Origin of the sequence: Sorangium sp. So ce726 (assembly GCF_051521405.1) — a bacterium.
Taxonomy (GTDB): domain Bacteria; phylum Myxococcota_A; class Polyangia; order Polyangiales; family Polyangiaceae; genus Sorangium.
In genome coordinates, this window is sequence record NZ_CP150349.1 from 2,006,597 (window position 1) to 2,032,124 (window position 25,528).

Annotated in this window: 22 protein-coding genes; 12 read left to right on the plus strand and 10 right to left on the minus strand. The window is 72.1% G+C overall.

Annotated features, from left to right (window positions below):
* Positions 1 to 150 precede the first annotated feature (150 nt).
* The 3 genes from WME79_RS07565 to WME79_RS07575 form a co-directional block, all read right to left on the minus strand.
* Positions 151 to 1,146: a tetratricopeptide repeat protein gene (locus WME79_RS07565; RefSeq protein ID WP_437533873.1), complete on the minus strand. Its 996-nt coding sequence runs from the start codon at positions 1,144 to 1,146 to the stop codon at positions 151 to 153.
* Positions 1,143 to 1,760 (minus strand): RNA polymerase sigma factor, encoded by a 618-nt coding sequence (locus WME79_RS07570; protein ID WP_437533875.1) that lies wholly within the window; start codon positions 1,758 to 1,760, stop codon positions 1,143 to 1,145. Before WME79_RS07570 ends, WME79_RS07565 begins: the two co-directional genes overlap by 4 nt.
* 144 nt (positions 1,761 to 1,904) lie before the next feature.
* Complete coding sequence (locus WME79_RS07575) at positions 1,905 to 3,287, minus strand: hypothetical protein (protein WP_437533877.1); 1,383 nt, start codon at positions 3,285 to 3,287, stop codon at positions 1,905 to 1,907.
* Between the two features lie 194 nt (positions 3,288 to 3,481).
* Between WME79_RS07575 and WME79_RS07580 the strand changes: the two genes are divergently transcribed.
* The 10 genes from WME79_RS07580 (at position 3,482) to WME79_RS07625 (ending at position 14,882) form a co-directional block, all read left to right on the plus strand.
* Positions 3,482 to 4,693 carry a DNA polymerase IV gene (locus WME79_RS07580; RefSeq protein WP_437533879.1) on the plus strand — a complete coding sequence of 404 codons (1,212 nt, stop codon included), beginning with the start codon at positions 3,482 to 3,484 and terminating at the stop codon, positions 4,691 to 4,693.
* 29 nt (positions 4,694 to 4,722) lie between these two features.
* The gene (locus tag WME79_RS07585; RefSeq protein ID WP_437533880.1) at positions 4,723 to 5,976 is read left to right on the plus strand and encodes an outer membrane protein assembly factor BamB family protein; all 1,254 of its coding nucleotides are present in this window, start codon (positions 4,723 to 4,725) and stop codon (positions 5,974 to 5,976) included.
* 45 nt (positions 5,977 to 6,021) lie between these two features.
* Positions 6,022 to 7,224 carry an MFS transporter gene (locus tag WME79_RS07590; protein ID WP_437533882.1) on the plus strand — a complete coding sequence of 401 codons (1,203 nt, stop codon included), beginning with the start codon at positions 6,022 to 6,024 and terminating at the stop codon, positions 7,222 to 7,224.
* Positions 7,225 to 7,234: 10 nt separating this feature from the next.
* Positions 7,235 to 7,705, plus strand: a complete 471-nt coding sequence (locus tag WME79_RS07595; RefSeq protein ID WP_437533884.1) for a hypothetical protein — start codon at positions 7,235 to 7,237, stop codon at positions 7,703 to 7,705.
* A gap of 360 nt (positions 7,706 to 8,065) precedes the next feature.
* Entirely contained in the window at positions 8,066 to 9,259 is a 1,194-nt protein-coding gene (locus tag WME79_RS07600) for a hypothetical protein (RefSeq protein WP_437533886.1), read from the plus strand.
* A gap of 609 nt (positions 9,260 to 9,868) precedes the next feature.
* Positions 9,869 to 11,161: a hypothetical protein gene (locus tag WME79_RS07605; protein WP_437533888.1), complete on the plus strand. Its 1,293-nt coding sequence runs from the start codon at positions 9,869 to 9,871 to the stop codon at positions 11,159 to 11,161.
* Positions 11,162 to 11,405: 244 nt separating this feature from the next.
* The gene (locus WME79_RS07610; protein WP_437533890.1) at positions 11,406 to 11,951 is read left to right on the plus strand and encodes a dihydrofolate reductase family protein; all 546 of its coding nucleotides are present in this window, start codon (positions 11,406 to 11,408) and stop codon (positions 11,949 to 11,951) included.
* Positions 11,952 to 12,260: 309 nt separating this feature from the next.
* The gene (locus WME79_RS07615) at positions 12,261 to 13,298 is read left to right on the plus strand and encodes a hypothetical protein (RefSeq protein WP_437533891.1); all 1,038 of its coding nucleotides are present in this window, start codon (positions 12,261 to 12,263) and stop codon (positions 13,296 to 13,298) included.
* A 305-nt stretch (positions 13,299 to 13,603) separates the two neighbouring features.
* Complete coding sequence (locus tag WME79_RS07620; protein ID WP_437533893.1) at positions 13,604 to 14,464, plus strand: HipA family kinase; 861 nt, start codon at positions 13,604 to 13,606, stop codon at positions 14,462 to 14,464.
* Positions 14,442 to 14,882, plus strand: a complete 441-nt coding sequence (locus tag WME79_RS07625; RefSeq protein WP_437533894.1) for a DUF3037 domain-containing protein — start codon at positions 14,442 to 14,444, stop codon at positions 14,880 to 14,882. The genes WME79_RS07620 and WME79_RS07625 overlap by 23 nt, the downstream gene beginning before the upstream one ends.
* 29 nt (positions 14,883 to 14,911) lie before the next feature.
* Here the strand turns inward: WME79_RS07625 and WME79_RS07630 are convergent, their stop codons facing one another.
* The 3 genes from WME79_RS07630 to WME79_RS07640 all read right to left on the minus strand — a co-directional run bounded on the left by WME79_RS07630 (position 14,912) and on the right by WME79_RS07640 (position 17,684).
* Positions 14,912 to 15,835 (minus strand): DUF808 domain-containing protein, encoded by a 924-nt coding sequence (locus WME79_RS07630; protein ID WP_437533895.1) that lies wholly within the window; start codon positions 15,833 to 15,835, stop codon positions 14,912 to 14,914.
* 196 nt (positions 15,836 to 16,031) lie between these two features.
* Complete coding sequence (gene ylqF, locus WME79_RS07635; protein ID WP_437533897.1) at positions 16,032 to 16,943, minus strand: ribosome biogenesis GTPase YlqF; 912 nt, start codon at positions 16,941 to 16,943, stop codon at positions 16,032 to 16,034.
* Positions 16,944 to 16,973: 30 nt separating this feature from the next.
* Positions 16,974 to 17,684 carry a DsbA family oxidoreductase gene (locus WME79_RS07640; RefSeq protein ID WP_437533899.1) on the minus strand — a complete coding sequence of 237 codons (711 nt, stop codon included), beginning with the start codon at positions 17,682 to 17,684 and terminating at the stop codon, positions 16,974 to 16,976.
* Positions 17,685 to 17,939: 255 nt separating this feature from the next.
* Between WME79_RS07640 and WME79_RS07645 the strand changes: the two genes are divergently transcribed.
* Both WME79_RS07645 and WME79_RS07650 read left to right on the plus strand, forming a co-directional pair.
* The gene (locus WME79_RS07645) at positions 17,940 to 18,284 is read left to right on the plus strand and encodes a hypothetical protein (protein WP_437533901.1); all 345 of its coding nucleotides are present in this window, start codon (positions 17,940 to 17,942) and stop codon (positions 18,282 to 18,284) included.
* 231 nt (positions 18,285 to 18,515) lie between these two features.
* Positions 18,516 to 19,931 (plus strand): DUF6896 domain-containing protein, encoded by a 1,416-nt coding sequence (locus WME79_RS07650; protein WP_437533902.1) that lies wholly within the window; start codon positions 18,516 to 18,518, stop codon positions 19,929 to 19,931.
* 193 nt (positions 19,932 to 20,124) lie between these two features.
* Here WME79_RS07650 and WME79_RS07655 read toward each other — a convergent pair whose 3' ends face one another.
* The 4 genes from WME79_RS07655 to WME79_RS07670 all read right to left on the minus strand — a co-directional run bounded on the left by WME79_RS07655 (position 20,125) and on the right by WME79_RS07670 (position 25,435).
* Positions 20,125 to 20,835, minus strand: a complete 711-nt coding sequence (locus WME79_RS07655; RefSeq protein WP_437533904.1) for a GNAT family N-acetyltransferase — start codon at positions 20,833 to 20,835, stop codon at positions 20,125 to 20,127.
* A 73-nt stretch (positions 20,836 to 20,908) separates the two neighbouring features.
* Complete coding sequence (locus tag WME79_RS07660; RefSeq protein ID WP_437533906.1) at positions 20,909 to 22,588, minus strand: rhomboid family intramembrane serine protease; 1,680 nt, start codon at positions 22,586 to 22,588, stop codon at positions 20,909 to 20,911.
* Between the two features lie 155 nt (positions 22,589 to 22,743).
* Positions 22,744 to 24,393, minus strand: a complete 1,650-nt coding sequence (locus WME79_RS07665; protein ID WP_437533908.1) for a serine/threonine protein kinase — start codon at positions 24,391 to 24,393, stop codon at positions 22,744 to 22,746.
* Between the two features lie 268 nt (positions 24,394 to 24,661).
* Positions 24,662 to 25,435: an endonuclease/exonuclease/phosphatase family protein gene (locus tag WME79_RS07670; protein WP_437539796.1), complete on the minus strand. Its 774-nt coding sequence runs from the start codon at positions 25,433 to 25,435 to the stop codon at positions 24,662 to 24,664.
* Positions 25,436 to 25,528: the final 93 nt, after the last annotated feature.

The following is a 25,528-nucleotide window of genomic DNA, read 5'->3' on the forward strand; positions in this document are numbered from 1 at the left end:
CTTACGCCTCCGGCCGCACCTCGGACCAAGTGCGGCTGGAGTAGTAGAGCGGGGCGCTTCAGGCGCGGCTGCCTGCCCTCCTTGTGCCCGCCGGGGGCGAGATCGGGTCAATGAATTTGACGGCGTCTCGCGAGGAGGATCAACGCTCCATCAATGCTCGGCCGCGCCCTCGGCGCGGGCGCGCAGCCGGGCCGCATAGACGCTGTCGGCGTGGCGTGAGAGGAAGTCGTCGATCGCGGCCCGCTCGTCGCTTACGCGCCCGAGCTGGCGCAGGGCCTCGATGCGGCCGTAGCGCGCCTCGACGCCGAGCCCGCCGCGCCCGGCCGCGAGGTAACGATTGAAATAGGCGAGGGCCGTGGCGGGATCTCCGCCGGAGAGCGAGAGCCGGCCGAGCGATACGAGCGCGACGCGCGCCTCGGGGCTGCCAGGATGGCGCGCGAGCAGCGCGAGGTACGCGGCCGACGCATCGGCGTCGCGGCCGGCGGCGAGCGCCAGCTGCGCGTCGCGCAGCAGCTCGTCGGCGCTCGGACCGGGGTGCGCCTCGCCGCGGTGGCCCTCGCGCGCTGCCCCCGCCCTCGGAGCGGCCGCCGCCCCGGCGGCCTCCACCACGCCCGCGTCAGGCGGCTCCTTCAGCGCGGGCGCCGCGGCGGCGGGCTGGATGTCGAGGGAGCGCGGCGGCGGCTCGATCCCGGCGCTGGCCTGCGCGGGCGCCGCGTCTGGCGCGCGCGGGGGCGGGGGCGCCACGTCGCGGCCGCTCATCAGCTCGGCCGCGAGCGCGGCCAGGAACGTCGCCGCGAGCGCGACCCCGGCGAAGGTGCCCGCGATCCCGCGCCGCACGATCGCGCGCCGCCTGGGGCGCTCCTCTGGCGCAGGGACGCGCTGCGCCCCGGCCTCGTCGGCGATCTGCGCGAGGATCCGCGCGGCCAGGACGTCGTCGTCCACGGGGCCCGAAGCCCCGCCGCGCCGCGCGCCGAGCCGGCCGAGGTCGGCCCAGAGCGCGGCTTCGTCGGCGAGCTCCGGGTGAGCCTCCTCGTAGCGGCGGCGGAACGCGGCGTCCTCGGGCCCGATCGGCGTCCCGCGACCTTCGGCTGCGACGATCGCGATCCAGTGCTCCTCGTCCGAGGCATGGGCCATGATGGTCTTCACGACGATCTTCTCCGGCCGACGGCGATGTCCTGCCGGACCCGCTTTCGCAGGGCGGCGATCCCGAGGCGCAGGCGGCTGCGCACGGTGTCCGGGCTGACGTCGGTCATCTCAGCGATCTCATCGACGGTGTGTTCAAGCGCGTGGTGCAGGATCAGCGCCTCGCGCTGGGCTTCGGGCAGCTCCCCCAGGTAATCGCGCACGTGGCGCGGGAGCGCCTCCTGGGCGCTCCCCCTCGATGACGCCGGGACCTCCTCGGCGTCCGACAGGTCGCCTGCGATGGGGGCGTCGCGCCGCCGCAGGGCGCGGAGGTACCGCAGCACGGTCCGCACGGCGATGCGCCGCGCCCAGCCCTCGATCGCGGCCTCGCCGCGATACGCGGGCGCGGCCCTCAGGATGGCGAGCATCGCCAGCTGCGCCGCGTCGTCCGCGTCGGCCGAGCGCCGCAGGAACGCCTGCGCGACCTGACGGACGCCCGGGAGGAGCCTGGCCACGAGCCACGCCTGGGACGCGGGATCACCCGCCCCGGCGCGGCGGGTCCGCTCGAGATCAATGGAGGAGACGAGGGGACCTTCGGCCTGGTGAGCGCGCGACCCCTCCGTGACGCGCACACCCATGAGGAGAGCCTGTCCATCCACGATCACGGTGACCCTGTGCCTCCCGCGGGCACGATCGGGTCATTTTTATGAGGGTGGCCCGGCGCGAGGGTGGCCCGGCGCGAGGGTGGCCCGGCGGGGCGAGGGCGCGCCGCGCCCCCGTCGTCACCGCCCCGCGACTGTGCGAGGCGGGGCGCTCCGCGTGGCCGGCCCGAGCTCGAGGCCGATCCCACCGAGGAAGCGCACGGGATCGGGCTGCAGATCGGCGACCTGCGGCGCGGGGGTCGAGAGCCGGTTCAGCGGCACGTCGAGGCTGGTCCAGAGGGCGATGCGGAGCTCATCGGAGATCCGGAAGCTCAGGCCCGTCGTGGGCGCGACGCTGATCAGCAGGTCGGTCACCCGCTTGTCGGACGAAAGAGGCGGTCCCTCTGGCGAGGATGCTTCCGGCGGACCCGGCGATCTCCACAGCGCGTGCGGCGCTCGCCACGCGCCGCTCCGCGAGACGACGTCGAAGGTGGCCCGGCCGCCGAGATGGAAGGCCCAGCGCCCACTCCCGAGGTCGAAGCGGTGGCCCCCGCTCGCGAAGAGCGGTGTCCGATCGAGATCCAGATCGAGGCCCGCGCGCTCCACCTGGAGGTGCTGTGTGTCCATCCAGTCGTAGCCGGCGCCGACGTACGAATCGGGCGTGGGCGTCCACGACAGCGAGAGCGAGACGGCGCTCTGCCAGGGGACGTGCTCTCCGAACGTGCCGCCTGCATAGCCGGCAGAGAGGAACCACCGCTGCCACCACGCGGCGTCAGCGTGCTCGAGCGTCGAGGGCGGCGGCGCGGGGCGCTCGTCCGGCGCTGCCGCGGGCGGCGCGGCCGGTTGGACCGGAGGGGCCGCGGGCGGGGCGGGCGCGTCCGGCGGTGGCGCGGACGGCGTCGGCGGGGGCGCCTGCGCGGCGGGCGCGGCCTGCGCGGCCTGCGCGGCGCCGCCGACCTCGACGCTGGCCATCCCGGCCCCGGTGATGGGCCCCTCCAGCACCTCCGCCGCCGCCGAGCCCGCGACGTTCGCGAGCGCCTCGACGGCCGCGGATGTCCGCCCGGGAGGCGCAGGGAACCGCCGCGAGTACACGCGCTCTCCGCCGCGAGGGAAGAGGTAGAGGGCGAGCTCGTTGCCCGGGCCTGCCTCGATCCACAGCGCGCCGTGCGCGGACCATTGCTCCACGAGCGAGCGCGCCGCCGCGACGCGCTCGTGCAGATCGAGCGCGGGCGCCGGCGCGCGGCGGACCACGTGGAGCCCGACGCCGGAGGGCCGGACGTGCGCCGCGACAAGCGCCGCGGCGTGCGCCTCGAGCGGCGAGCCCGGACGCCCAGCGACGATCAGCACGAGCGCGCGCTGCGCTGCGGGCGCCTCACCCGCGCCGGCGCGCTCCGGGGCGCGCGGCTCGTCCGCCGCGGCCGCGCCCGACGCTAGCGCGAGCCATCCCGCCGCGAGCAGCGCGGGCGCCTTGCGCCGGCGCGCGGCGCAACGGGGGCAGTTCGGTCGTGCGGCGCTCGGCGTCATGACTCACGATCCCCGACGCGGTCCAACGTGTCCGGCTGACGAAGGAAGAAGTAGAGTCGACCCGTAGCAGCAAACGAACGACGACGCTACCGCGCAGCACGGCGCCGCCGCGGCGTTCAGCACTTCGGCGCTTCGCCGCTTCGGCGCTTCACCGCGGCGCGCGGGCGGCGAGGCGGTACAGAAGAGCAGCACCGATGCGACAGATCCTCCACATCGACATGGACGCGTTCTTCGCGTCGGTCGAGCAGCGCGATGATCCCTCGCTGCGAGGCCGCCCCGTCCTGGTGGGCGGCGCCTCCCGGCGGGGCGTCGTCGCGGCCGCGTCGTACGAGGCGCGCACCTCGGGCGCCCGCTCGGCAATGCCGATGGTCGAGGCGCTCCGCCGCTGCCCGCAGGCGATCGTGGTGCCGGTGCGGCACGCCCGCTACGCCGAGGTGAGCGCGCAGGTCTTCGCGATCTTCCGCCGCTTCACGCCGCTCGTGGAGGGGCTGTCGCTCGACGAGGCGTTCCTCGACGTGACCGCGAGCCGCGCGCTCTTCGGCGACGGCGAGGCGATCGCGGCGCAGATCAAGCGCGCGATCCGCGACGAGACCGGGCTCACGGCCTCCGCCGGCGTCGCGCCGTGCAAGTTCGCGGCGAAGATCGCGAGCGATCTGCGAAAGCCCGACGGCCTCGTCGTGGTCCCCGACGACGTCGCCGCCTTCCTCGAGCCGCTGCCGCTCGAGCGCATGTGGGGCGTGGGCCCGCGCGCGGCCGAGCGGCTCCGCGCGGCGGGGCTCGCGACCGTCGGCGATCTCGCGCGCTGCCCCGCGCCGCGCCTCCACGAGCTGCTCGGCCCCGCGTGGGGTGAGCACGTGCGGCTGCTCGCCGCGGGCGTCGACGAGCGTGCGGTCGTCCCGGGCCGCGTGGCGGAGTCGATCGGCGCGGAGGAGACCGTGGAGGAGGACCTCCGGGGCAGGGAGCCGATCGAGCATTGGCTGCTCGATCTGTCGGGCCGCGTGGCGCGGCGCCTGCTCAAGGCGGGCCTGTCCTGTCGCGCGGTGGTGGTGAAGCTCAAGTACTCGGACTTCACGCTGCGGACGCGCCAGACGAAGCTGTCCGAGCCGGTCAGCGACACGGATTCGATCTACACCTCCGCGAAGGGGCTGCTCTCGCGCTTCGATCTCTCGCGGCCGGTGCGGCTCGTCGGCGTCGCCGCGAGCGACCTGACGAGCCAGACCGCAGGCCCGACGCTGAGCCTGTTCCCGGTCGCCTCCGAGCGCCGGCGGCGCCTCGAGGGCGTCGTGGCGGAGGTGGCCGAGCGCTTCGGCGGGAAGGGGCTCACCCGCGCGGCGCTGCTGGAACCCCCGCCCTCGGGCCGCGCGACGTCGCGCGCAGCCCCGGGCGAGCGCGAGAAGAAGAAATAGACGGTCGCGCGCTCGTGTAGAGTGGGACGATGGCACGGATCGTCGATACCAGGTGTCCGCGCTGCGGCGCCCCGCTGCCGATTCAGCCGGGGATGGATGCCGTCACCTGCCAGTACTGCGGCGCGCGGTCGCTCGTCGATCGCGGCAGGAAGCCGACCACCGCGCCGATCCCGCAAGGCATGCACGTCGTCCGGGTCGCCCCGCCGTCCAGCAACGCGGCGGGGATCATCGTGCTGTCGGTCGTCATGGCCATGGTCGTGGCCGGCGCGGCCGCCGGCGCCTTCATGTTCAGCGCGTCGGGGCCGTCCAAGGGCCGGTCGGCGCCGCTCCTCGCCCTGGGACCGAACTCGTACTTCAGCGATCGGCCCATGCTCGCCGACGTGAACGGCGACGGCGCGCCGGACGTGATCGGCAAGAACAACGTCCCCGGTGGCGAGGAGTGGATCGCGGCCTACGACGGGCGCGACGGGAAGCCGATCTGGAAGACGGCGGCGCTCACCAAGGACGCGGCCAACCACGAGGCGCGGCGCGCGATCGTCTTCGATCGGATGATCTCGATCGACGCGCTGGGCAAGGCGCAGGCCTATGATCTGCGCACCGGGACGCCGTCATGGTCGGCGTTGCTCGGCGAGAAGGCGAGGCGGCTGTGCCAGGGCGACGGCGTGATCGTCGTCGAGACGGTCGACGACGTGAAGCACGGGCTCGAGCCGGCGACCGGGAAGCGGCGCGAGCTCGCGAAGGACGCGGCCTGCAAGACGGTTCCGAGCTCGAGCCAGGAAGAGGCGCCCGGTTATCGGTTCGCCCGCTGGCACGAGTTCGACGAGCTCGGGCTGCCCGGGTCGCATGAAGTCGAGGGCATGTCGGTGAGCGGCGCGATCCTCCCGAGCGGGCCCGGACCGCGGTTCCTGCTCGGCGGCCGGAGCAAGGGCAGCCAGGTCGGCATGGTGGCCGCGGTGGACAAGAAGAAGGTCCTCTGGAAGACGGTGGTGCCCGGCGTCGACCCGCTCACCACGAGGGCGACGGGGGTGGAGGCGGGGGCCTATGAAGGCGGGTTCCTGGTCATCCCTTATGACATGAAGGATCACAAAGACGGCACGCGCCTCGCCTGCTTCGAGGCTGGTACCGGCAAGCGGCTGTGGGACGTGCAGGTCCACAAGAAGTCGCAGGTCTCGTCCGGGATCTCGATCTCGGCGAACGACGTCTTCTTCGCCAGCTGGACGGCGCTCTACGTGTTCTCGCTGAAGACGGGGCAACTCAGGTACATGATCGGGACCGAGTTCTAGGCGTCCGGCGCGCCCGCGGCAGCGCGCGCTCCAGGACTCCCCGCCATGTCGTCCGTCCAGCAGAACCCCTGGCGCATCTGCGTCTACCACGGCGTTCAGTCGCTGATGTTCCCGGCGGCCATCTTCCCGCTGTTCTGGACGCAGGACATCGGCATGAGCGTGGCCACCATGATGACCGTGCAGGGCGCGTTCAGCCTGAGCATCGCGCTCTTCGAGTTCCCGTCGGGCTACATCGCCGATCGCCTGGGCCACCGCCGCGCGCTCGTGATCGCCTCCTTTTGCATCCTGGCCGGCTGGGTCCTCTATGCGCTCGCGCGCGGGCTCTGGTCGGTGCTGCTCGCCGAGCTCGTGCTCGGCGTCGGGTTCTCGCTCGTCTCGGGGGCGGACTCCGCGCTCCTCTTCGACTCGCTGCGAGAGCAGGGCAAAGAGCACGAGTTCGCCCGCTGGTACGGCCGCATGCGCTCGATCGCGCAGATCGCCTCGGGGAGCGCCGCGCTCGCCGCGGGCTTCCTTTACGCGCGCTGGTCCCGCCTGCCGTTCGCGATGGAGGCCGCGGCCTGGGCGCTCGCGGCGGGGATCGCCCTCCGGTTCGGCGAGACCCGGCGCGCCGAGCCGAAGGTCGAGGACCACCTGGGCCGCATGCGCGCGATCGTGCGCGACGCGCTGTTCGAGCGCGCCGACTTCCGCGCGGTGCTGCTGCTCGGCGTCGTGCTCGCGCTCGCGTCGTACCTGCCCACCTGGCTCATGGCGCTGTACGCGACCGAGGCCGGCGCCCCGGTCGCGTGGATAGGCCCCATGTGGGCCGTCGCGAGCTTCACCACCGCGCTCGGCTCGATGCTGAGCGAGCGCGCCGGCCGCCGCCTCGGCATGACGGGGACGCTGCTCGCGTGCGTCGTCCTTGTGGCGGCCGGGTACCTCGGCCTCGCGCTCTCGCGCCACGTGCTCGGGGTCGCGTTCTATTTCCTTCTCACGCTCGTGCGCGGGCTGCACATGCCGCTGCTCCACCACGAGGAGCAGCGCCTCGCGCCCGACGGCGATCGCGCGAGCTGCGTCTCGCTCCGCAGCTTCCTCTTCCGCCTCGGCTTCGTGCTGCTCGGGCCCGTCGTGGGGATGGGCGTCGATCGCTATGGGCAGCGCCCCGTGCTGTGGGCCTCGGGCGCGCTCCTCGTCGCGCTGACGATCGCGGCGTTCGGCCTGTTCGTCGCGCGCGCGGCGCGGCGTGATGAGGCGCGGGCGCCGTGGTGCTAGGGCGCCTGTCATGAAGAAGATCGCGAGAGAGGAAGAGGTGGACCGGCTCGTCAAGCTCATGGGCGCCGAGTCCTGGGAGGTCCTCCACGGGATCCTGGAGCGGCAGTTCGCCGTCCTCCACAACCGCGCCCAGGTGCTCATCGGCCTGTGCGGCATCGTCATCACCACGACCGGCTTCTCGGGCCGCCTCATCGCCGGCACCAGCCCCCACGCGCAGGGGCTGATCATCGCCGGCGTGGCGATCGTCCTGCTCTCCGCGACCCTGATCGTCTGGGGTGTGCAGCACATTCGGTGGCTCACCCAGCAGCCGGGCGACGACCTGCGCGGCTGGCTCGTCGCCTCGCTCGCTTACCGCGATCGCAAGACCACGATCTACCGTGTCGCCATCGCGTTCCTGCTGGTCGGCCTCTCGTTTTATGTGGTCGCCATTGCCATGATGCTACTCCACCCCACCGCGGCCCCGTCGTCGGGCGGGCGCTGAGCCCTGCGTCCGGATGGGGCCGCTCCATCAGCGGCGCGCGCCGCTTCGATATCGCACCACGGCCGAGCAGCCAGGAACGCTCAGCCGTTGGCGCTGGCGGGTGCCCGCGCTCCGGACGCGACGTTGCAGGTGGTATGATGTGGCTTCTTCACGCGCATTGGCGCCGGCGTCGGTGATCGCGAAATGCGCTGAACTGTAACGACGGATCCACACGTCCGTGTTGTTGAGAAGTTGCTCTGTCCAGGATAGTCTCGCCACGTGCGGTTTGGCTCGGAGGAGCTCGGGCGCGGTCGGAGCCGCTGAAGGCGAACGGCGGCATCCGCCGCGGGGCCTCGCGGGATGGATCTAGGAGGGGCTAGGATGAGAACAGTTCGTTCCACGGCGGGGTGTTGGTTGTTGGTTGGCGCGTTCGCCGTGATGGGTTGCACGGACAATCCTGCGAGCGACGACGCTACGGGCGGGGGCTTCCCCTTTCCCCCGAGCACATCGTCGGGCTGGACGGGCGCGACCAGCAGCTCGAGCGGCGCAGCAACTACCGGTGAGGGCGGCGCAGGTGGTAGTGGTAGTGGCGGCGGCGGTGTAGGTGGCGACGTTGATCCGGGCGATGGCTGCCCTGGCTGCGCGCGGCTCTCCGTGCCGATCACGAGGGCGATGCAGGCCACGCAGTTCATGATCTTCTTCAAGAAGAAGGTCGACCTGACCGGCGCGACCGTCACGTTCCGCGTGAGGACCCGTGCCGGCACGAACGGCGCTGTGCAGCCGTTCGTGCAGAACGGGAGCGATGTCGGCTATGCGAACATCGGCTACTCGTGGAACCCGCTTGCCGACCTGGGAGAGTGGAAGGAGCTCAAGATCGATGTCGACGCGCTGGCTTCGACAAATGCATTCTTCAACCGCACCGTGGTGGAGATGATCGGGGTTCAGGTCACGGCGGGCAACACGGGGCCCTGGGCCAATCCGACCGTTGTCGATGTCGACTATGTCACGGTCACGAGACCCGGCACAGGCGAAGGGGCTCCGAGCAGCCAGCGCTTCTCCTTTGGCCCTAGCGGGGAGCGCGGCGATGGCGGCGCCGGAGGCGCGGGCGGCACCAGCGGAGATGGCGGCGCCGGGGGTATGGGCGGCGCCGGAGGCGTGGGCGGCACCAGCGGCGATGGCGGCGCCGGGGGTATGGGAGGCGCGGGTGGGGTGGCCGGGGCAGGAGGCGCGGGCGGCGAAGGCGGCGAAGGCGGCGAAGGCGGCGGCAGCGTGAGCAGCAGCAGCAGCGTGAGTAGCAGCAGCAGCGCGAGTAGCAGCAGCAGCGCGAGCAGCAGCAGCAGCGCGAGCAGCAGCAGCAGCGCGAGCAGCAGCAGCAGCGCGAGCAGCAGCAGTTCGAGCAGCAGCAGCTCGAGCGGCGGAGGCGGCGAAGGCGGCGGAGGCGGCGAAGGCGGCGGCTCCAGCGTCGATGTGATTCATGTGATGGGTCCGTACGAGTTCACGACGAGCGAAGAGCCGATGGTGGTCAACGATTACCAGCCCGTGGAAGGCTCGACTGTGAGCCACGTCGCCCCGTGACCCCTGCGATCCCGTGGCGCCCGCTGTACCCCGCCAGGGAGGTCCACGCGACGTGTTGAAGCATCAATCTGCACTGATCTGACGACGATTCCGGACGCGACGGCGAGGGGCTCGGCACGCTCGACGAGCCGAGCGCGCTGCCGCGTCCGGAGGTGCCTTGACTGAACGAGGTGCGCTGTCGGTGGCGTCGTCGCGGCGACGATGGTCGCTGATGAAGCGATTGGCATGAGAGAGCGCTGATTTGCGCTCTCGGGATGCCGCGCTGTGCTCGGGCTCGACTCCGCAGGTGGTCTCATGTGGCTGCCGCGCCCCGCTTTGCTCGACTCCGTAGGTGGTCTCATGTGGCCGCTGCGCCGCGCTCGGGCTCGACTCCGCAGGTGGTCTCATGTGGCTGTCGCGCTCGCAGCGGCGCCAGCGCCGAGTGATGCCAAGCGCGTTGGGTTCTGGTGACGGATTCGCATGTCCGGGCTGTTGAGAAAGTTGTCTGTCCAGGATAATGTCGCTGCTTGCGGGGCTGGCTCGGCAGAGATCGAGTGCGGTGAGAGCCGCTCCGGCGAACGGCGGCTTCGGCCGCGCAGCCTCGCGGGGGCCTATCCAGGAGGGGTCACGATGAGATCAGTTCTTTCTTTGGCGTTGTACGGGGTGCTGGTCGGCGCGTTCGCCATGACGGGTTGCGGTGACGACGAGTCGACCGGCAGCGGCGGTGCGGGCGGTGCGGGCGGTGCGGGCGGCGGGAGCTCGTCCACCTCCAGCACGTCGTCGAGCCCGACGAGCACGAGCTCTGGCGGCGACGGTGGCTCGGGTGATGGAGGTTCGAACGCCGATGGAGGCGGTGGTTCGGGTAACGGCGGCAGCGGAGCGAGCGACGGCGGCGGTGGCTCGGGAGACGGCGGCAGCGGAGCGAGCGACGGCGGCGGTGGTTCGGGCGACGGCGGCAGCTCGGGCGACGGCGGCAGCAGCCCGGGTGTCGGTGGCGGCGGCAGCTCGGGTGAAGGCGGCGGCAGCTCGGGTGAAGGCGGCGGCAGCTCGGTCCCGGCGGAGCATTGCTCCGGCTGCGCGCGGCTGTCCGTTCCGTTCACGACCATGAATACCGCGACGCAGTTCTTCATCGAGTTCGCCTCGCCGGTCGATCTGACGGGGAGCACGGTCAAGTTCCGTGTGAAGACCCACGCCGGCACCAACGGCGGCGTGCAGCCGTTCGTGCAAAACGGGGCGGACCTGTTCTATGCGAACATCGGCTATTCGTGGAATCCGATCGCCGGGCTGACAGACTGGCAAGAGATCACGATGGACGTCGACGCCTTGGCCCCGGCTCGTCCCAACTTCAACCGCACACGGGTGAAGTTGATCGGACTTCAGATCACCGCGGGCGGCACCGGGCCCTGGACCAACCCGACCGTCCTCTACGTCGACTCCATCACCGTCACGAAACCCGGCGCTCCGAGCGCCGCGCGAGGCGCCGCACCGAGCGGCGAGCGCGGCGAGGGCGGCGCCGGTGGTGCGGGCGGCGCCGGCGGGTGGACCGGCGAAGGTGGCGCTGGCGGGTGGAGCGGCGAAGGTGGCGCCGGTGGAACGAGCGGTGACGTCGGCGCCGGCGGTGAGAGCGGCGTGGGCGGCGCTGGTGGCGAAGGCGCCACGTCCGGTGTCGGCGGCGCTGGTGGCGAAGGCGCCACGTCCGGTGTCGGCGGCGCTGGTGGCGAGGGCGCCACGACCGGTGTCGGCGGCGCGGGCGGCGAAGGCGGCTCGGCCGGTGTCGGCGGCGCGGGCGGTGAAGGCGGTGGCTCCAGCGGAGAGGTGATCCACGTGGTGGGTCCGTTCGAGTTCACGACCGGCGTGGCGCCGATGGTGGTCGGCAACTACATGCCGGTGGCCGGCTCGTTGCTGACCCACATCGCCGACTGATCCCGGGCCAGCCGGGGAGCACGCTGCACCTCACGCAGCGAAGCGCGCAAGGCGCGCCAGCGCTTCAAACAGCCTGAATTCGTGACAACTCCAGCCGGAGGGGCTCGACAGCCCCCCCGGCGAGCTTTCTCTGGTTGCGCTGGCGCGAGCTGCGCGAGGAGAATGTCGTCGACGCGCCGAGGCCCGGCGCTCTCGATGGACCGACCCACGGCGAGCTCAGGGCAGCGTTTCAGGGAGGATTTGAATGAGAAAGGTCGTCTACGACATCGCGGTGACGGTCGACGGCTTCGTCTCGCACGAGGACGGCTCGGTGGATGGCTTCGTGATGCAAGGAGAGCACGTCGCCGAGTACGTCGAGCGCCTGAAGGGCTACGACACCGTCGTGATGGGGCGAAGGACGTACGAGTGGGGCTATCCCTTCGGGCTCGTCCCAGGGAAGCGAGCCTACCCGCACATGGCACATTACATCTTCTCGAAGACCCTCCGCTTCGGCGAGGGCGCCGAGGTAGAGGTCGTGGACCGTGACGAGATCGCGGTCCTGAAGCGGCTGAAGGAGGGCGACGGGGCCGATATCTATCTCTGCGGGGGCGGCGCCTTCGCCGGCTTCCTCCTCGAACACGACCTCATCGATCAGCTCGTCCTCAAGGTGAATCCCATCGTCTTCGGGCACGGGGTCCGGCTCTTCGGCGGCAGCTCCAGGAAGGTCGAGCTGGCGCTCCTCGGCGCGACGTCGTACGCGAACGGCGTCTCGCTCCTCCGGTACGACGTGAAGCGCGGGGGCGCGCCCTGAGGGGCCGCCGCGGGCGAGGGCGTATCGCACGATTCCGTCGCGGCGCCGTCATCGGGGCCGCCGCGGCGTTTTTGTCGGGCGGGCGCTGAGCGCCGCGCCTCGACAGGACTGAGCTGGTTGCCGGGCTCACACGTCCGGGCTGTTGAGAAAAATTTCTGCCCAGGGTAACTTGCGCCACGCGGCTGGCTCGGAGGAGCTCGCGGGCGGTGGCAACCGCCATGGCGAAAGGCGGCCCGGGCTGCGTGGCCTCGTGGTGCACATCAGGAGAGGGTCAGGATGAGATCAGTTCTTTCTTTGGCAATGTGCGGGATGTTGGTCGGCGCATTCGCCATGACGGGTTGCGGTGATGACGACACCACCGGCAGCGGCGGCGCGGGCGGTGGGACCAGCTCCAGCACGACGTCGTCGAGCTCCCACAGCAGCTCGACCAGCTCGGGCGGCGGCGAAGGCGGCGAAGGCGGTGCGGGCGGCAGCGACGGTGGCGCTGGCGGCGAAGGCGGCGCGGGCGGCAGCGACGGTGGCGCCGGCGGCGAAGGCGGCGAAGGCGGCGCGGGCGGCGGTGCCCCCGACATCGGTCCCGGTCCGGGGGAGAGCTGCTCGGGTTGCGCCCGGCTGGCTGTGCCGCTCACCACGGCTTCCACGGGGACGCTGTTCCAGTTCGACTTCGCTCAGCTGGCCGATCTGACCGGCGCTACCGTCACGTTCCGTGTGAAGGCTCAGACCGCCACCGGCGGCGGTCTGCAGGTCTTCGTGCAGAACGGCAATGCACAGAGCTGGGCGGGCGTCCCCTGGGCGTGGACGAGCTTCAGCGACCTGAAAGACTGGACCGACCTCACCATCGACGTCGATGCCTCCGCTGCGGCGTCCACGACGTTCAACAAGGCCCAGGTGAAGCGCATCGGCGTCAAGGTCGACGCAGGTGCCGAAGGGCCCTGGGCCAACCCGACCATCGTCTATATCGACTCCATCACCGTCACGAGGTCTGCCAGCACGAGCGGTTCGGGCGGCGCCGGCGGAGCGGGCGGCGAGGGTGGCGCCGGCGGTGCTGGTGGCACGAGCGGTGAGGGCGGCTCGGGCGGCGCTGGCGGCACGAGCGGCGAGGGCGGCTCGGCGGGCGCCACCGGTGAGGGCGGCGCTGGCGGCACGAGCGGCGAGGGCGGTTCGGCGGGCGCCACCGGTGAGGGCGGCTCGGCGGGCGCCACCGGTGAGGGCGGCGCCGGCGGCGCGAGCGGCGAGGTGGTCAATGTGATCGGTCCGTTCGAGTTCACGGACGGGCTGCAGGGCTTCCTGCTCGGCGATTACCAGCCCGTGCAAGGCTCGAGGCTGGATCCCCTCGGCGAGGAGTGATCCACGCGGGCCTGCGGCGCTCGCTCTCGCGCTGCTGCGCGGAGCGAGCGCCCGGGCCGCCTCATCGATCATCGAGGGCGCGCTTCCCGGTGCGCTCCAGCTCGACCCAGCGTCCCCGTCTCACGTAACTGCGGGTGGCGGGGTGCTTTGGCCGAAGGTGGGCTCTTTATGAACCGCCAAGCGCGCCAAGGACGCCAAAGACGCCAAGAAAAACACAAAAAACTTGGCGCCTCATGGCGTCTTTGCGGCTCCATTCTTCCGGCAGGGTGGGGGAATTCCCCGACCACCCGCTACGCTGCTGCGGCATGATCCGAACCGTCCACACGACCCGCTACGTCACCCCGCTCCGCGAGGGTGGGTCGCTGCCGGCCCTCGTCGAGGCCGATGACGACGGGCTCTATGTCCTGAAGCTCCGCGGCGCCGGCCAGGGGCCGAAGGCGCTCATCGCGGAGCTCGTTGCAGGGGAGATCGGGCGCGCGCTCGGGCTTCCGGTGCCGGAGATCGTCTTCATGGAGCTCGACCCCGCCTTCGGGCGCGCCGAGCCGGATCCAGAGCTGTCCGACCTGCTCTCGGCGAGCGCGGGCTTGAACCTCGCCCTCGACTACCTGCCCGGGTCGCTCGCCTTCCAGCCGCTCGCTGGCCCGGCGATCGATCCGGGGCTTGCGGCCGCCGTCGTCTGGTTCGACGCCTTCACGAGCAACGTGGACCGGACGCCCAAGAACCCCAACCTGCTCCTGTGGCACCGCCGCCTCTGGCTGATCGACCACGGCGCGGCGCTCTATGTCCACCACGCCTGGACCGACGCGACCGACCCGCGCGCCGACGCCCACGACCGCTTCCCGCTCGTCAAGAGCCATGTCCTGCTCCCGTTCGCGGGTGATCTCGCCGCGGCCGACGCCGCGCTGAGCGCCCGGCTCACGCCCGAGCGCATCGCGGGGATCGTCGCCGCGATCCCGGACGCGTGGCTGGCCGACCAGGATCCCCGCGCCCGGCCTTCGGGTGAGCGGTGGTCCGCGTTCTCGCCCGACGCGGCCGAGGCGCCGCGGCCCGACGCCGCGCCGGTCGCGGCGCGGCGCGCGGCGTACGCCGCCTACCTGACCCACCGCCTCGCGTCGCCGCGGGGCTTCGTCGAGGAGGCGCTCGATGCCGCCCGTGCCCGGCGGTAGCCCTCCGGGCGCGCCCGCCGCCGCCGACCCGTTCGACTACGCCGTGCTGCGCGTGGTCCCGCGCGTGGAGCGCGGCGAGCGCGTCAACATCGGCGTGGTCCTCTTCTGCCGCGCTCAGGGCTTCCTCGACGCGCGCTTCGAGCCCGACGAGCGGCGCCTGCTCGCCCTCTGGCCCGGCCTCGATCTGGAGGCGGTCCGCGGCCACCTCGACTTCATCCGCCGCGTCTGCGCCGGCGATCGGGCGTGCGGGTACGTCGCCGAGCTCCCCCAGGCCGAGCGCTTCGGCTGGGTGGTGTCCCCGGCGAGCACCATCGTCCAGCCCTCGCGTGTCCACGCGGGCCTCTGCGCCGACCCGGCCGCCGCGCTCGACCGGCTGCTCGCGACGCTGGTGAGGCCAGCGCGGTCCGGGCCGGGCTGATCGGCGCGGCGCGAGCCCGCGCTCCAGGGTCAGTGATCGTCCTTTTCGCGGTTCATCGCCTGCTTCACCGCGGTCACGATGCCCAGCACGACCGCGCCGGCCGCGACGCCGACGATCATGTTGGCGAGCGACGGCACCACCGCGCCGAGCACGGCGCCGGCGCCCTGGGTCATGTCCTCGATGTGGTGGTGCAGCCACGGCACGCCGTGCGTCAGGATGCCGCCGCCGACCAGGAACATCGCCGCCGTGCCGGCGACCGACAGGCCCTTCATCAGCCACGGCGCCGCCTTCAGGATGCCGCTGCCCAGCGATTGCTGCAGACCGCCGCTCTGGCGGCTCAGGTAGAGGCCGGCGTCGTCGAGCTTCACGATGCCTGCGACCAGGCCGTAGACGCCCACCGTCATCAGCACGGCGATGCCGCTCAGCACGGCGACCTGCGTGCCGAACGGCGACGCCGCCACGGTGCCCAGCGTGATCGCGATGATCTCGGCCGACAGGATGAAGTCGGTGCGCACCGCGCCCTTGATCTTGGCCCTCTCGAACTCCACGAGGTCGATCTTCGGATCGGAGAGCGCCTGCACGAGCTCGGCGTGGTGCGCCTCGTCCTCGTGCTTGCTGTGCAGCACCTTGTGGGCGACCTTCTCGAAGCCCTCGTAACAGAGGAAGGCGCCGCCGACCATCAGCAGGGGCGTGACGGCCCAGGGCGCGAAGGCGCTGATCGCCAGCGCCGCCGGCACCAGGATGGCCTTGTTGAGCATCGAGCCCTTCGCCACGGCCAGCACGACCGGCAGCTCGCGGTCGGCGTTGACGCCCGTCACCTGCTGCGCGTTCAGCGCCAGATCGTCGCCCAGCACGCCGGCGGTCTTCTTGGCGGCCACCTTCGTCAGCACGGCAACGTCGTCCAGCACGGTGGCGATGTCGTCGATCAGGGCGAGCAGGCTGCTTCCGGCCATGGAGTGAGGTCCTCGTCGGGTGAATGGGTAGAGAGCGTAGGGAGCGTAGGGAGCGGGGAGCGTGGCGAACGTCACGGGCGGCGCCGCACGGCAGCCGTCGCGGTGGGCATGGTAGCGGGCGTCGGCGGCCGGCGGGTCGAAGATCCTGGGCGCCCACGTCGATCGGCCAGCCTGGCCGGCGACGCCGCGCCGCGGCTCACGCGCTCTCTTCGATCCCCGACGGCGACTCCAGCCCCGGCGGCTCTTCCAGGCTGATGCGCCCGAGCCGACCGGCGCGGAAGTCGTGGACCAGGATGTCCGACGCCTTGTGCAGGTCCACCGACCCGCCGCTGCGCAGGCAGCCGCGGCGGCGGCCGATCTCCTCGATCAACGCCGTGGCCGTCTCCGGCAGCTCCTTCAGCTTGTAGCGGGCGACGAGGAGCTCGGGGTAGCGCCGCAGGAAGTACCCCGCCGCGAACAGGGCGACGCTCTGGTAATCGATGGCCGTGTCGGGGATCGCCCCGCCCACGGCCAGGCGGAACGAGGCCGCCTCATCGTCGATCTTGGGCCAGAGGATCCCCGGGTTGTCGGAGATGGCCATGCCGGTCTTCAGGGTGACGAGCTGCTGGCTCTTCGTGACCGCGGGCTCGTCGCCGACCTTGGCCACCTTGCGCTCCATGAGCACGTTGATGAGCGTCGATTTGCCGACGTTGGGGATCCCGACGATCATGGCCCGCACCACCTTGCCGGGGCCGTTCTTGGGGGGCGCGAGGCGCTTGCAGAGCTCCGGGATCCGGCGCCGCGCCTCGGACGACTGGCTCGCGGAGATCGCGATCGCGAGCACCTGGCCCCCCGGCGAGGCGCCGCGCTCCGCCTCGTCAGGCGGCGCGGCGTGCTCCGCCTCGAAGTAGCGGAGCCACGCCGTGGTGACGGCCGGGTCTGCCAGATCGCTCTTGTTCAGGACCTTGATGCACGGCTTCTGGCCGCGCAGCTCGGCCAGGACGGGGTTCTCGCTGGCCAGCGGCATCCGGGCGTCGAGCACCTCGATGACGACGTCCTGCGACGGCATCGACTCGGCGATCGAGCGCCGAGCCTTGGTCATGTGGCCTGGATACCATTGAATCGACATCCGCCGCGCAGCTCTACCACGCCCGGCGGCTCACGCGCACCCGTCCGGGCCGCAGGCCGCCCCCTCGGCGAGCGCCTGCTCGGGCGCGTCGGCCGCCTCGTCCCACGCCTTCTGGAGCACGCCGAGGAGGGCCTCGGCCGGCTGCGCGCCGGAGACGCCGTACCGCCCGCCGAACGCGAAGAAGGGGACGCCCGTGATGCCGATCTCTCGCGCCTCGGCCTCGTCGGCCCGCACCTCGCGCGCGTGGGCGTCGCTCGCGAGCGCCGCGCGGACCTCGTCCGGCTCGAGCCCCGCCTCGCCGGCGAGGCGCGCGAGCACCTCCGGCTCGCCGATGGCCTCGCCCTCGGTCATGTAGCCGCGGAGCAGCCGCTCCTTCACCGCGTCCTGCACGCCGCGCTCGGCCGCGAGGTGGAGCACGCGGTGCGCGTCGAAGGTGTTGCCGGGCCGGACCTTGTCGAAGCGGAGATCGAGGCCGTCCGCCGCGCCCACCTCGGTCATCTGCCGGATCATCCCCTCGGCCTTGGCGACGGGCACGCCGTACTTCTTCGCGAGGCGCCCGGCGTAGGACACCTCGGTGTCGAGCACGCGCTTCGCCGAGGGGTCGAGCTCGAACGCGCGCCAGACGACCTCGACGGCATCCCGGCGCGGGAACCTGGCGAGCGCGGCCTCGAGCCGGCGCTTGCCGACGTAGCACCACGGGCACGCGATGTCGGACCAGACATCGACACGGAGCTTCTTCATGGCCGTCAAGGTAGGGCGCCGCGGCGCCGCCGGCCAGGCCGCGTGCGTTGCGGGCGGGAGGGGCGTCGGCGCGGCGGTTGGGTGCGTGTCGAGCTCGCTGCGGAGAGCCGAGTGGAGCGCCGAGCCCTCACGTGTACGCCCGCCTGTGAGAGGCCGCCGCCTTCGCGGTGGCGTTCTGTGGTCTGGCGAAAGGAATTGGATGTGTTGCACTCGTCGTGCGCCCATACAAGGCTGATGGTGGAACTGGGAGGCGTGATGGACATTGAGAAGCTCTTGGTCGACTTCTACAACGGTGCCCATGTGGTCAATGTTGTCGCCATCTGGGCTTATGCGGTCGCGAATCGACGGAAAATTCTTGAGGATCTTGCGTCGTTCGAAGGCGCATACGAGCAGCTCGTTGAGCTTCACGCCGCGGGAAAGCTCGGTGTCGGAACGGCCGATTTTTCAGTGGAGAACCTCGAAATCGTCAAGCGGATCAACCAGCTGATCGGGCCGGGATTGGACAGTGGCGAGGCGCGTCAAGCGGCTCATGAAATACATGCATTGACTGAGCGATGCGCGCGGGCATTGAAGGGAGGGGATGTGTTGTCCGCTGGATAAAATGAATGAATTCGATGAGATGGCGATCGCGCGGTCGTGGAGCGTGACCTGCTTGGGACCTTCGGTGTAGCGGACGATGCCAATAGGTTTGAGACAGGCCGCTGCCCAAGCACTGGTAGCGAACCCGCGATCGCCTCGTGGTCGATGAGATGAAGCTGCCCCTCGAGCGCTTACGCCGGCGCTCGCGTCCCCGCCTTGCCGCGCACCCGCAGCCGCGTCACGAAGACGCCTGTGCATACCGTCCTTATTGCCGTTAGCTCCGCCCTCGCAGCGGGCCCGGTCGCCGCCGGTCCGCCTCCTGACCCGTGGCACGCGTGGCTGCTCGTTGCGCTCGCGCGGCAGGTCGATCGGCAGCGCTGGCTGGTACATGTCCAGCGTGAGCGCCTCTCTCATGCCTCGCGCCGTGGCGACGTACCGGGCATGCCGGGCTGGAAGTTTTACTTTCACGGCATCGGCCTCTGCCTGACCGCACCCGACGGCGAGACGATCGACGTCGACGATCACGGCGACAACGGCCTCACGATCGATCCTTGGTTCTTCACGCAGCGCATCCTGAGCCTCCCTCACCCCGCGCTTCCCGAGCGGCGCCTGCTCGCATTTCTTCCGACAGCGGACGCCATGGACGCCGCGATCCGCGAGCTCACCCGGGAGGGACTGCTCGTCCTCAACGAGCACGGGCACGTCTTCCGCGTCGCCCCTGAAATCGAGGAGAACGCCGGGGCGTTCGCCTCGGTCGACTTCTCCGACGCGTCCCTCCGCGCGCACTGGGCGGAGCACCTCGGCGATCACGAGCTGCTCTCCGTCGAGCGGCCCTCGGCGGCCACCCAGGCGCGAGCCGCGGCGCAGCGCGAGGCCTACAAGCGGTACTTGCTCGCGGGGATCGCGAACGAGGCGACGGCGCGCGCGTTCATCGAGCCCCTCGAGGCAGCGCTCGCGCCGGCGGAGTTCGTCGATGTGTGCGCGGGGCTGATCGACGCCTCGGTGAACACGACCGCTGGGCGCGCGATCGAGCGGCTCGACGTACACCCGGACTACCCCGTCTGCCCGGCGGTAGGCAGGCTGCTCGCCCGCGCGGATCCGGCGCTACATCATCCCTACGCCGTGCACGCCGCGGCCCGGTACCTGCTGCGCCGCGGGATCGAGCGCGATCGCGCGATCGAGGTGGTGCTGGCGTTCGCGCGTGTCGAGGTCGTCGAGGGCTACCTGGGCAACCCGTTCCTCGGCGAGCTTGCCCTGCTGCTCCTCGAGCATTCGCCGCCGCACGCGCTCGCCGCGCTCCGCAGGGGGCTGCGATCGAGCACGCCCGCGGTCCGGACGGACGTCGCCGCGGCGCTCGCGGCGCTCGGTCAGGCGTGGTGCCTTCGAGAACTCGTGCTCGCGCTGGACGACGCCGCCACGTTCGAGGAATCGGCCTCCGTGCGGGCCGCGCTCTCGTGGATCGGGTCGGGCGAGGCGCGCGCGGCGGTGAGGTACTGGACGCAGACCCACGTCCTGCGGACGACGGAGGGCCCCGGCCATCGATGGGAGGAGAACGATGAGGCCTGGACCGATGAGTCGCTCGCGTACGAGATCGACGAACGTCGCGCCTGGGCCGACGCGATCCGACCGGGGATCGATCCGGACTTCGACCGCGTTGTGTGGGGATGAACTGCAGGTGGTTGGGGAATTCCACCATCCTGCGGGAGTGATGGAACCGCCAAGGCGCCATAAGACGCCAAGATGATTATTATTTTCTTGGCGTCTTATGGCGCCTTGGCGGTTCAAAAGAACACACCTTCGGCCAAAGCACCCCACCCCCGGGCGACGCGGCGCCGCCTCGCCGTCGCCCCGTCACCCCCGCTTACCGCCGCTCCTCCACGCCCATCAGCGCGGAGAGGCTCTGCCGCTGGCGGCCCGCGCCGTCGAAGTTCGATGGATCGAGCCAGCGCTCGAACGCCGCCTTCGCCGCCGGCCACTCCTTGTCGATGATCGCGTGCCACGCGGTGTCGCGGTTGCGCCCCTTGGTCACCGTGGCCTGCCGGAACACGCCCTCGAAGCGGAACCCGAGCCTCGCCGCCGCCGCCCGCGAGCCCGCGTTGAGCGCGTCGCACTTCCACTCGTAGCGCCGGTAGCCGAGCTCGTCGAACGCCCGCCGCATCATCAGGTACATCGCCTCCGTCGCCGCAGGCGTCCTCTGAAGGAGCGGCGAGTACTTGAGGTGTCCGACCTCGATGACGCCGCTCTTCGGGTCAATGCGCAGGTAAGCCGCGACGCCGATCGCCCGTCCGGTCGTCGCGTCGATGATCGCATGGAACAGCGGATCATCGCCCAGGCACGTGGCGTCCATCCAGGCGCGGTAGTCCGAGAGGGTCGCGAAGGGCCCATAGGGCAGGTAGGTCCAGCCTCGCCCCTCCGCGTCCGCGAGGTTGGCCGCATGGAGGTCCGCCGCGTGCCTCTCGGGATCGATCGGCTCGAGTCGGCACGTGCGCCCGAGCAGGATCTCGCGCGGCGGCAGCGGCCGCGGCGTCCAGCCGGGGAGAGGGTGGCCGATCGGCTGCATCAGAGAATTCATGTGCTCCACGGGATCGCTATCTCCGCAAGGTCGTTCGCTCGCGGCGCCGGGCGTGGGCGCCGCCAGCCGCGTGTTACTGCGCCCCGATCGTCGCCGCCACCTTGTCCTCGATCCCTTCCCACGTCGCCGGCCGATCCGCCGTCGAGTAGGCCTGGAGCATCACCTCGCGGTCCCCGAGCACGACGACGTAGCTCACCATCTGCACCCCGTTCTTGAGCCCGTTCTTGACGCTCACCGCCGGCCGCCCGCCCAGCGTGACGCGCGCCGCCGGGCCCTTCGTGACGGTGTTCGCCGGCCGTTGCTCGTCGAGCACCTTGCGCTCCTGCTCGAGGAGGGCGTCCAGCTGATCGGGCGGCACCGTGCCTTCGAGCGGGAAGACGGCGACCTGGAACACGACGGGCGTCCGGGGCAGCTGCCCGTACGTGTGGAAGCGGACGCCGGCCAGCTCCTCCACGGACGCGGCGCTCGCGAGCGCCTCCGGCAGGTCCAGGGCGACGCCCGTGTCCGCGACCGCGGTGCGCGTCAGCGCCGGCGGCGCGCGGAGCTCCCACGGGCGGCCGGCGGCGAACGCCGTCGCCACGGACAGCGCCATCGCCGCGGCCGTCAGGGCGGCCGCCGCCGTGAGGAGGGGGCGCGGCCTCGGCTCGGCGTCCGCCGCGCGCTCGCGCTGGTCCACGGGCGTGAGGCCCCGGGGGAGGACCGTGACGACGAGCGCGAAGCCGACGACGCCGCCGCCCAGGTGCGCGAGCAGGTCGACACCCGGCTGAAAGCTGTAGACGAGGTTGAGCCCGAGCGGCAGCCACGCGCGGCTGCGCATCTGCGCGATCATCGCGGGGGGCAGGAGCCCGTGCGGCCGGAGCGCGACGCCGATGCCGGCCGTCATGAGGCCCCAGATCGCGCCCGACGCGCCGACGCTCCACCGGTCCTCCAGCATCGCGCTCGCGAGCGACCCGCCCAGCGCCGAGGCCCCGTAGAGCAGGAGGAAGCGCCGCGGGCCGAGGAGCGCCTCGAGCATCGGGCCGAAGGACCACAGCGCCAGCATGTTGACGAAGAGGTGCATCGGGTCGGCGTGCAGGAACGCCGAGGCGAGGAGCCGGTAGAGCTCCCCATGGCGCACCGCCTCGCCGCTGTTGGCGCCCATGCGCCAGAGCGCCGCCTCGTGGGTGCCCGAGCCAAAGGCGTAGCTCACGGCGAGGAGCACGGCGCACGCGATCATGAGCGTCGCCGTGACGCGGCGGCTGCCCCTCAGCCGGTCGACGATCGCGCGCTCCTGCTGCGCCAGCGCGTGCCCCTCGACGAGCGCCTCGGCGAGCGCGTCAGGCTCGATCGGGCCCACCTCGGCGAGGCGCTCGTAGGCCCGCTCGAGGGCCGGCAGGGCCTGCCCCTTCACGCGCGCGAGCTCGCCCGCCGCGTCGAGCTGGTGGAAGCCCATCGGCACGGGCTGCACGAACGGCGCGACCTTGGCGAGCGCGGCCTGGCCTGGGGCAGCGCCGCCGCCCACCAGCACGACGTGCGTCGGAGGCCCGCCGGGCTGCACCGCCTTCACGAGCGGCTCGAGCAGGGCGCGGATCTCGTCGGCCGTGGGGTCCCCTGGCGCCGTGACGAGCGCGATCTGGAGGGGCGCCGCCCTGCCCGCGAGGAGCGCCAGGCCCGCGTCGCAGCGGAGCAGCACGAGGGCGTCCGGCCCGCGGAGCAGCGCGGCGAGCAGGCGGTCGCGTCGAGTCGCCGCGTCGTCCCCGGGCGCACGGTCCATGATCGGCAGATCCACCACGCTCGCTTCTCCTCCTGCTTCCCTCTCCTGCGAGAGGTCGCGCGGCGAGCGTAGCCGAAAGGCGGCGCGCGCAGGATCGCGGAGCGCGCACCGCGAGCTGCCGCGCTCGTCCCGGGCCTTCGCGCTCGGCCTCCTCGCTAGGGCATGTGCGACGCCCGCGCCGCGTGCGCCGCCACCTCGCGGCGGAGGGCCTCCGTGACCCCCGGCAGCTCCCTGAGCCAGTCCCGCGTCGGGCGATTGCGCATCAGCCAGGCGACGGCGTCGTCCATGGTGCTGAACACCTCGTAACGAAGCCGCGAGCGGCTCAGCAGGATGAACTCGATGGCCACGTTGCGCACGAGCGACGCCTTGAAGCCGTGGCCCTCGAACACCAGCGCGGCGCACATCCCGTGGGCCGCGAGCTCCCTGGAGAGCTCCGCCAGCGAGCTCCGGACCTCCCGCCCCGCCGGGACGGTGTTCTCCTCGAGGATGACCAGCGTCGCCTGCAGCTCGCTGCCGCGCTCGCGCAGGATGCTCCGGACCTCGCGCACCGCAGCTGCCGTGGTGTGCCGGCGCCAGATCTGGAAGAGGAGGCCCTTCCAGGTGGCGACGCAGTGATCTTCATCCAGCGCGTGGAGGAAAGGCCTCATCGCCCTGCTTCCCCCCTCGCTGCGCGGCGGCGGCGAGCTCGCGGGCGGCGCGGGATCGTCGTGGTCCCTGAGCAGCGGGGCCGCGAGCGTGCTGTTGAAGCACGCGGCGACGGGGGCGGGCGGCCTCGCCGTGACCACGCCGGCCGGGGAGGCCTCCGGCGGCGGGAGCGAGCTGCGGCGACGCACCGCCGCGGCGCCGGGCGACGCCTCCGGCGGCGGGAGCGAGGTGCGGCGACGCGACGCTGGCGCGGTCGACGCCGGCGCGGTCGGCGCCACGCGCGCGGCGCCGTCGAGGAGGCGCTCGAGCACAGGGCACATCGCGGACGCGCTGGTGAAGCGGGCGAGGGGGTCGCGCTCGACGCAGCGAGAGAACCAGGCGTCGAATCCGGCGAAGAAGGGCGGCAGTCCGAGCTCGCCCGCGCGCCGGCTCGCGGTCGGGATGGGCTCGAACAGGATTTCCCGGAGCAGCGCCGGGACGTCTCGGCCCTGCCAGAAGGGCTTGCCCGTGAGGACGAAGAACGCGAGGAGCCCATAGGACCAGACGTCGCTCTGGGGGAGCGCCCCCTGGCTCTCGCGCGCTTGCTCGGGGGCCATCCAGAGGGGCGTGCCGACGGCGGCCGTCAGCGAGGCGCGCGCGTCGGCGATGATCTTGGCGATGCCGAAATCGAGGAGCTTGACCCGCGGCGGGGCGCCGTCGCCGGCGTCCTCCAGAAAGACGTTCTCGGGCTTGAGATCGCGGTGAACGATGCCCGCGCCGTGCGCGTCCTCGAGCGCGCGCCCGAGCTGCCCGAGCACGCGGCGCGCCTCCGCGATAGGGAGCGGGCCTGCCCGCTCGACGCAGGCCGAGAGGGTCTCGCCCTGGAGGAGCTCCATCGCGAGGTAGGGCAGGCCTGTCACGCCGTCGACGCCGGCGATCAGCACCTCGACGATGTGCGGCGACCCGATGAGCCCAGGAGCCCGCGCCTCTCGCTCGAAGCGGCGGCGCTCCTCGGGGTCGACGGCGCGCACCGGGTGCATGACCTTCACGGCGCGCTGGCGCGCTGTGCTGCGCTGAAGGCAGAGATAAACGCTGCCCATGCCGCCCGAGCCGAGCGGGCGCACGACCTCGAAGTCGCCGCCGATGATGCTGCCAGCTTGCAGGCCGTAGGTTGAATCCATGGCGCGGACCGAAGCGTTTGCGTACCGGAGCCCCCGCGCGTGTCGCGCGCGATACCGCCGATTCAATCATGTTGTCGGCCGCTGGCGAGCCGAAGACATCGCGTTGTGTGCTGTTCCAGTGGAGTCGTCCCCGGTTCGACCAGGTCACACCGGCGCTCGGTCCATTGCTCGGTCGCTGCATGCCACCGCGCTCGATGTGCGGATTGCTGATAGAACCGTGCTTCGCTGTTGCAGAGGCGTGGACGGATCCCCCGCGCGGCGTGCGGTGTCAGGAGAGCTCGGCGATGACCGCGTGGTGGTCGGACGCGGCGCCGACGTCGATGACGTCGGCCAGCGCGAGCCGGCCAGCGAGCCGCGGCGACAGCAGCACGTAGTCGGTCCGCGTCTCCACCTGCGCGCCGTTGCGCCCGCGCAGCGCGGTGAACCAGCGCGAGGAGCGCGGCCTCTGGATCAGGGCGTCGGCCCAGCCGAACGCCTCGATCGCATCCATCGTGTCGAACCGCGGCGGGCTGCCGTATTTCTCGATGCCGGCCGCCGCGAGGCGCGGGCCGAGATCCGCGGGGTAGGGGTCGCGGCGCGACAGCGCGTTGAGGTCGCCCGCGAGCGCCCAGAGGCCCGCGGCGAACCGGGCGGGCGGCACGAGCGAGAGCAGCCAGCGGGCCTCGGTGAGCCGGCGATCCTCGCTGCCGGCGTTGAGGTGGGTGCCGAGCACCACGAGCGGCTCGCCGTCGAGCGAGAGCTCGACCTCGACGAGGCAGTGGGCCAGCACCTCGGGCGCGTGCACGCGCGCGCCGGCGAGCGGCGCCCGGCTGACGACGGCGACGTGGTTGCGCCTCCCGCTCGGCCGCGGGTTGGCGTTGCCCAGGACGGCGTGCCGCTCGCCGGCGGGCGCGCCGATCGCCTCGGCGACGGCCCGGAGCCGGGCGCCATCCTCCCAGCCCACGCACTCCTGGAGGACGAGCAGATCCGGGCGCGCGGCGGCGACGATCGCGAGGATCGCCTCGAACCGATCCTCGCCGCCGAAGAGGATGTTGAAGGTCATGATCTTCACGGTCCGATCAGGCTAGCTCCTCCGGGGCCGGGGCGTCTGCGCGGAGCAGGCAAAGGGCGCGCTGAATCGGGTGGACGCGGCGCC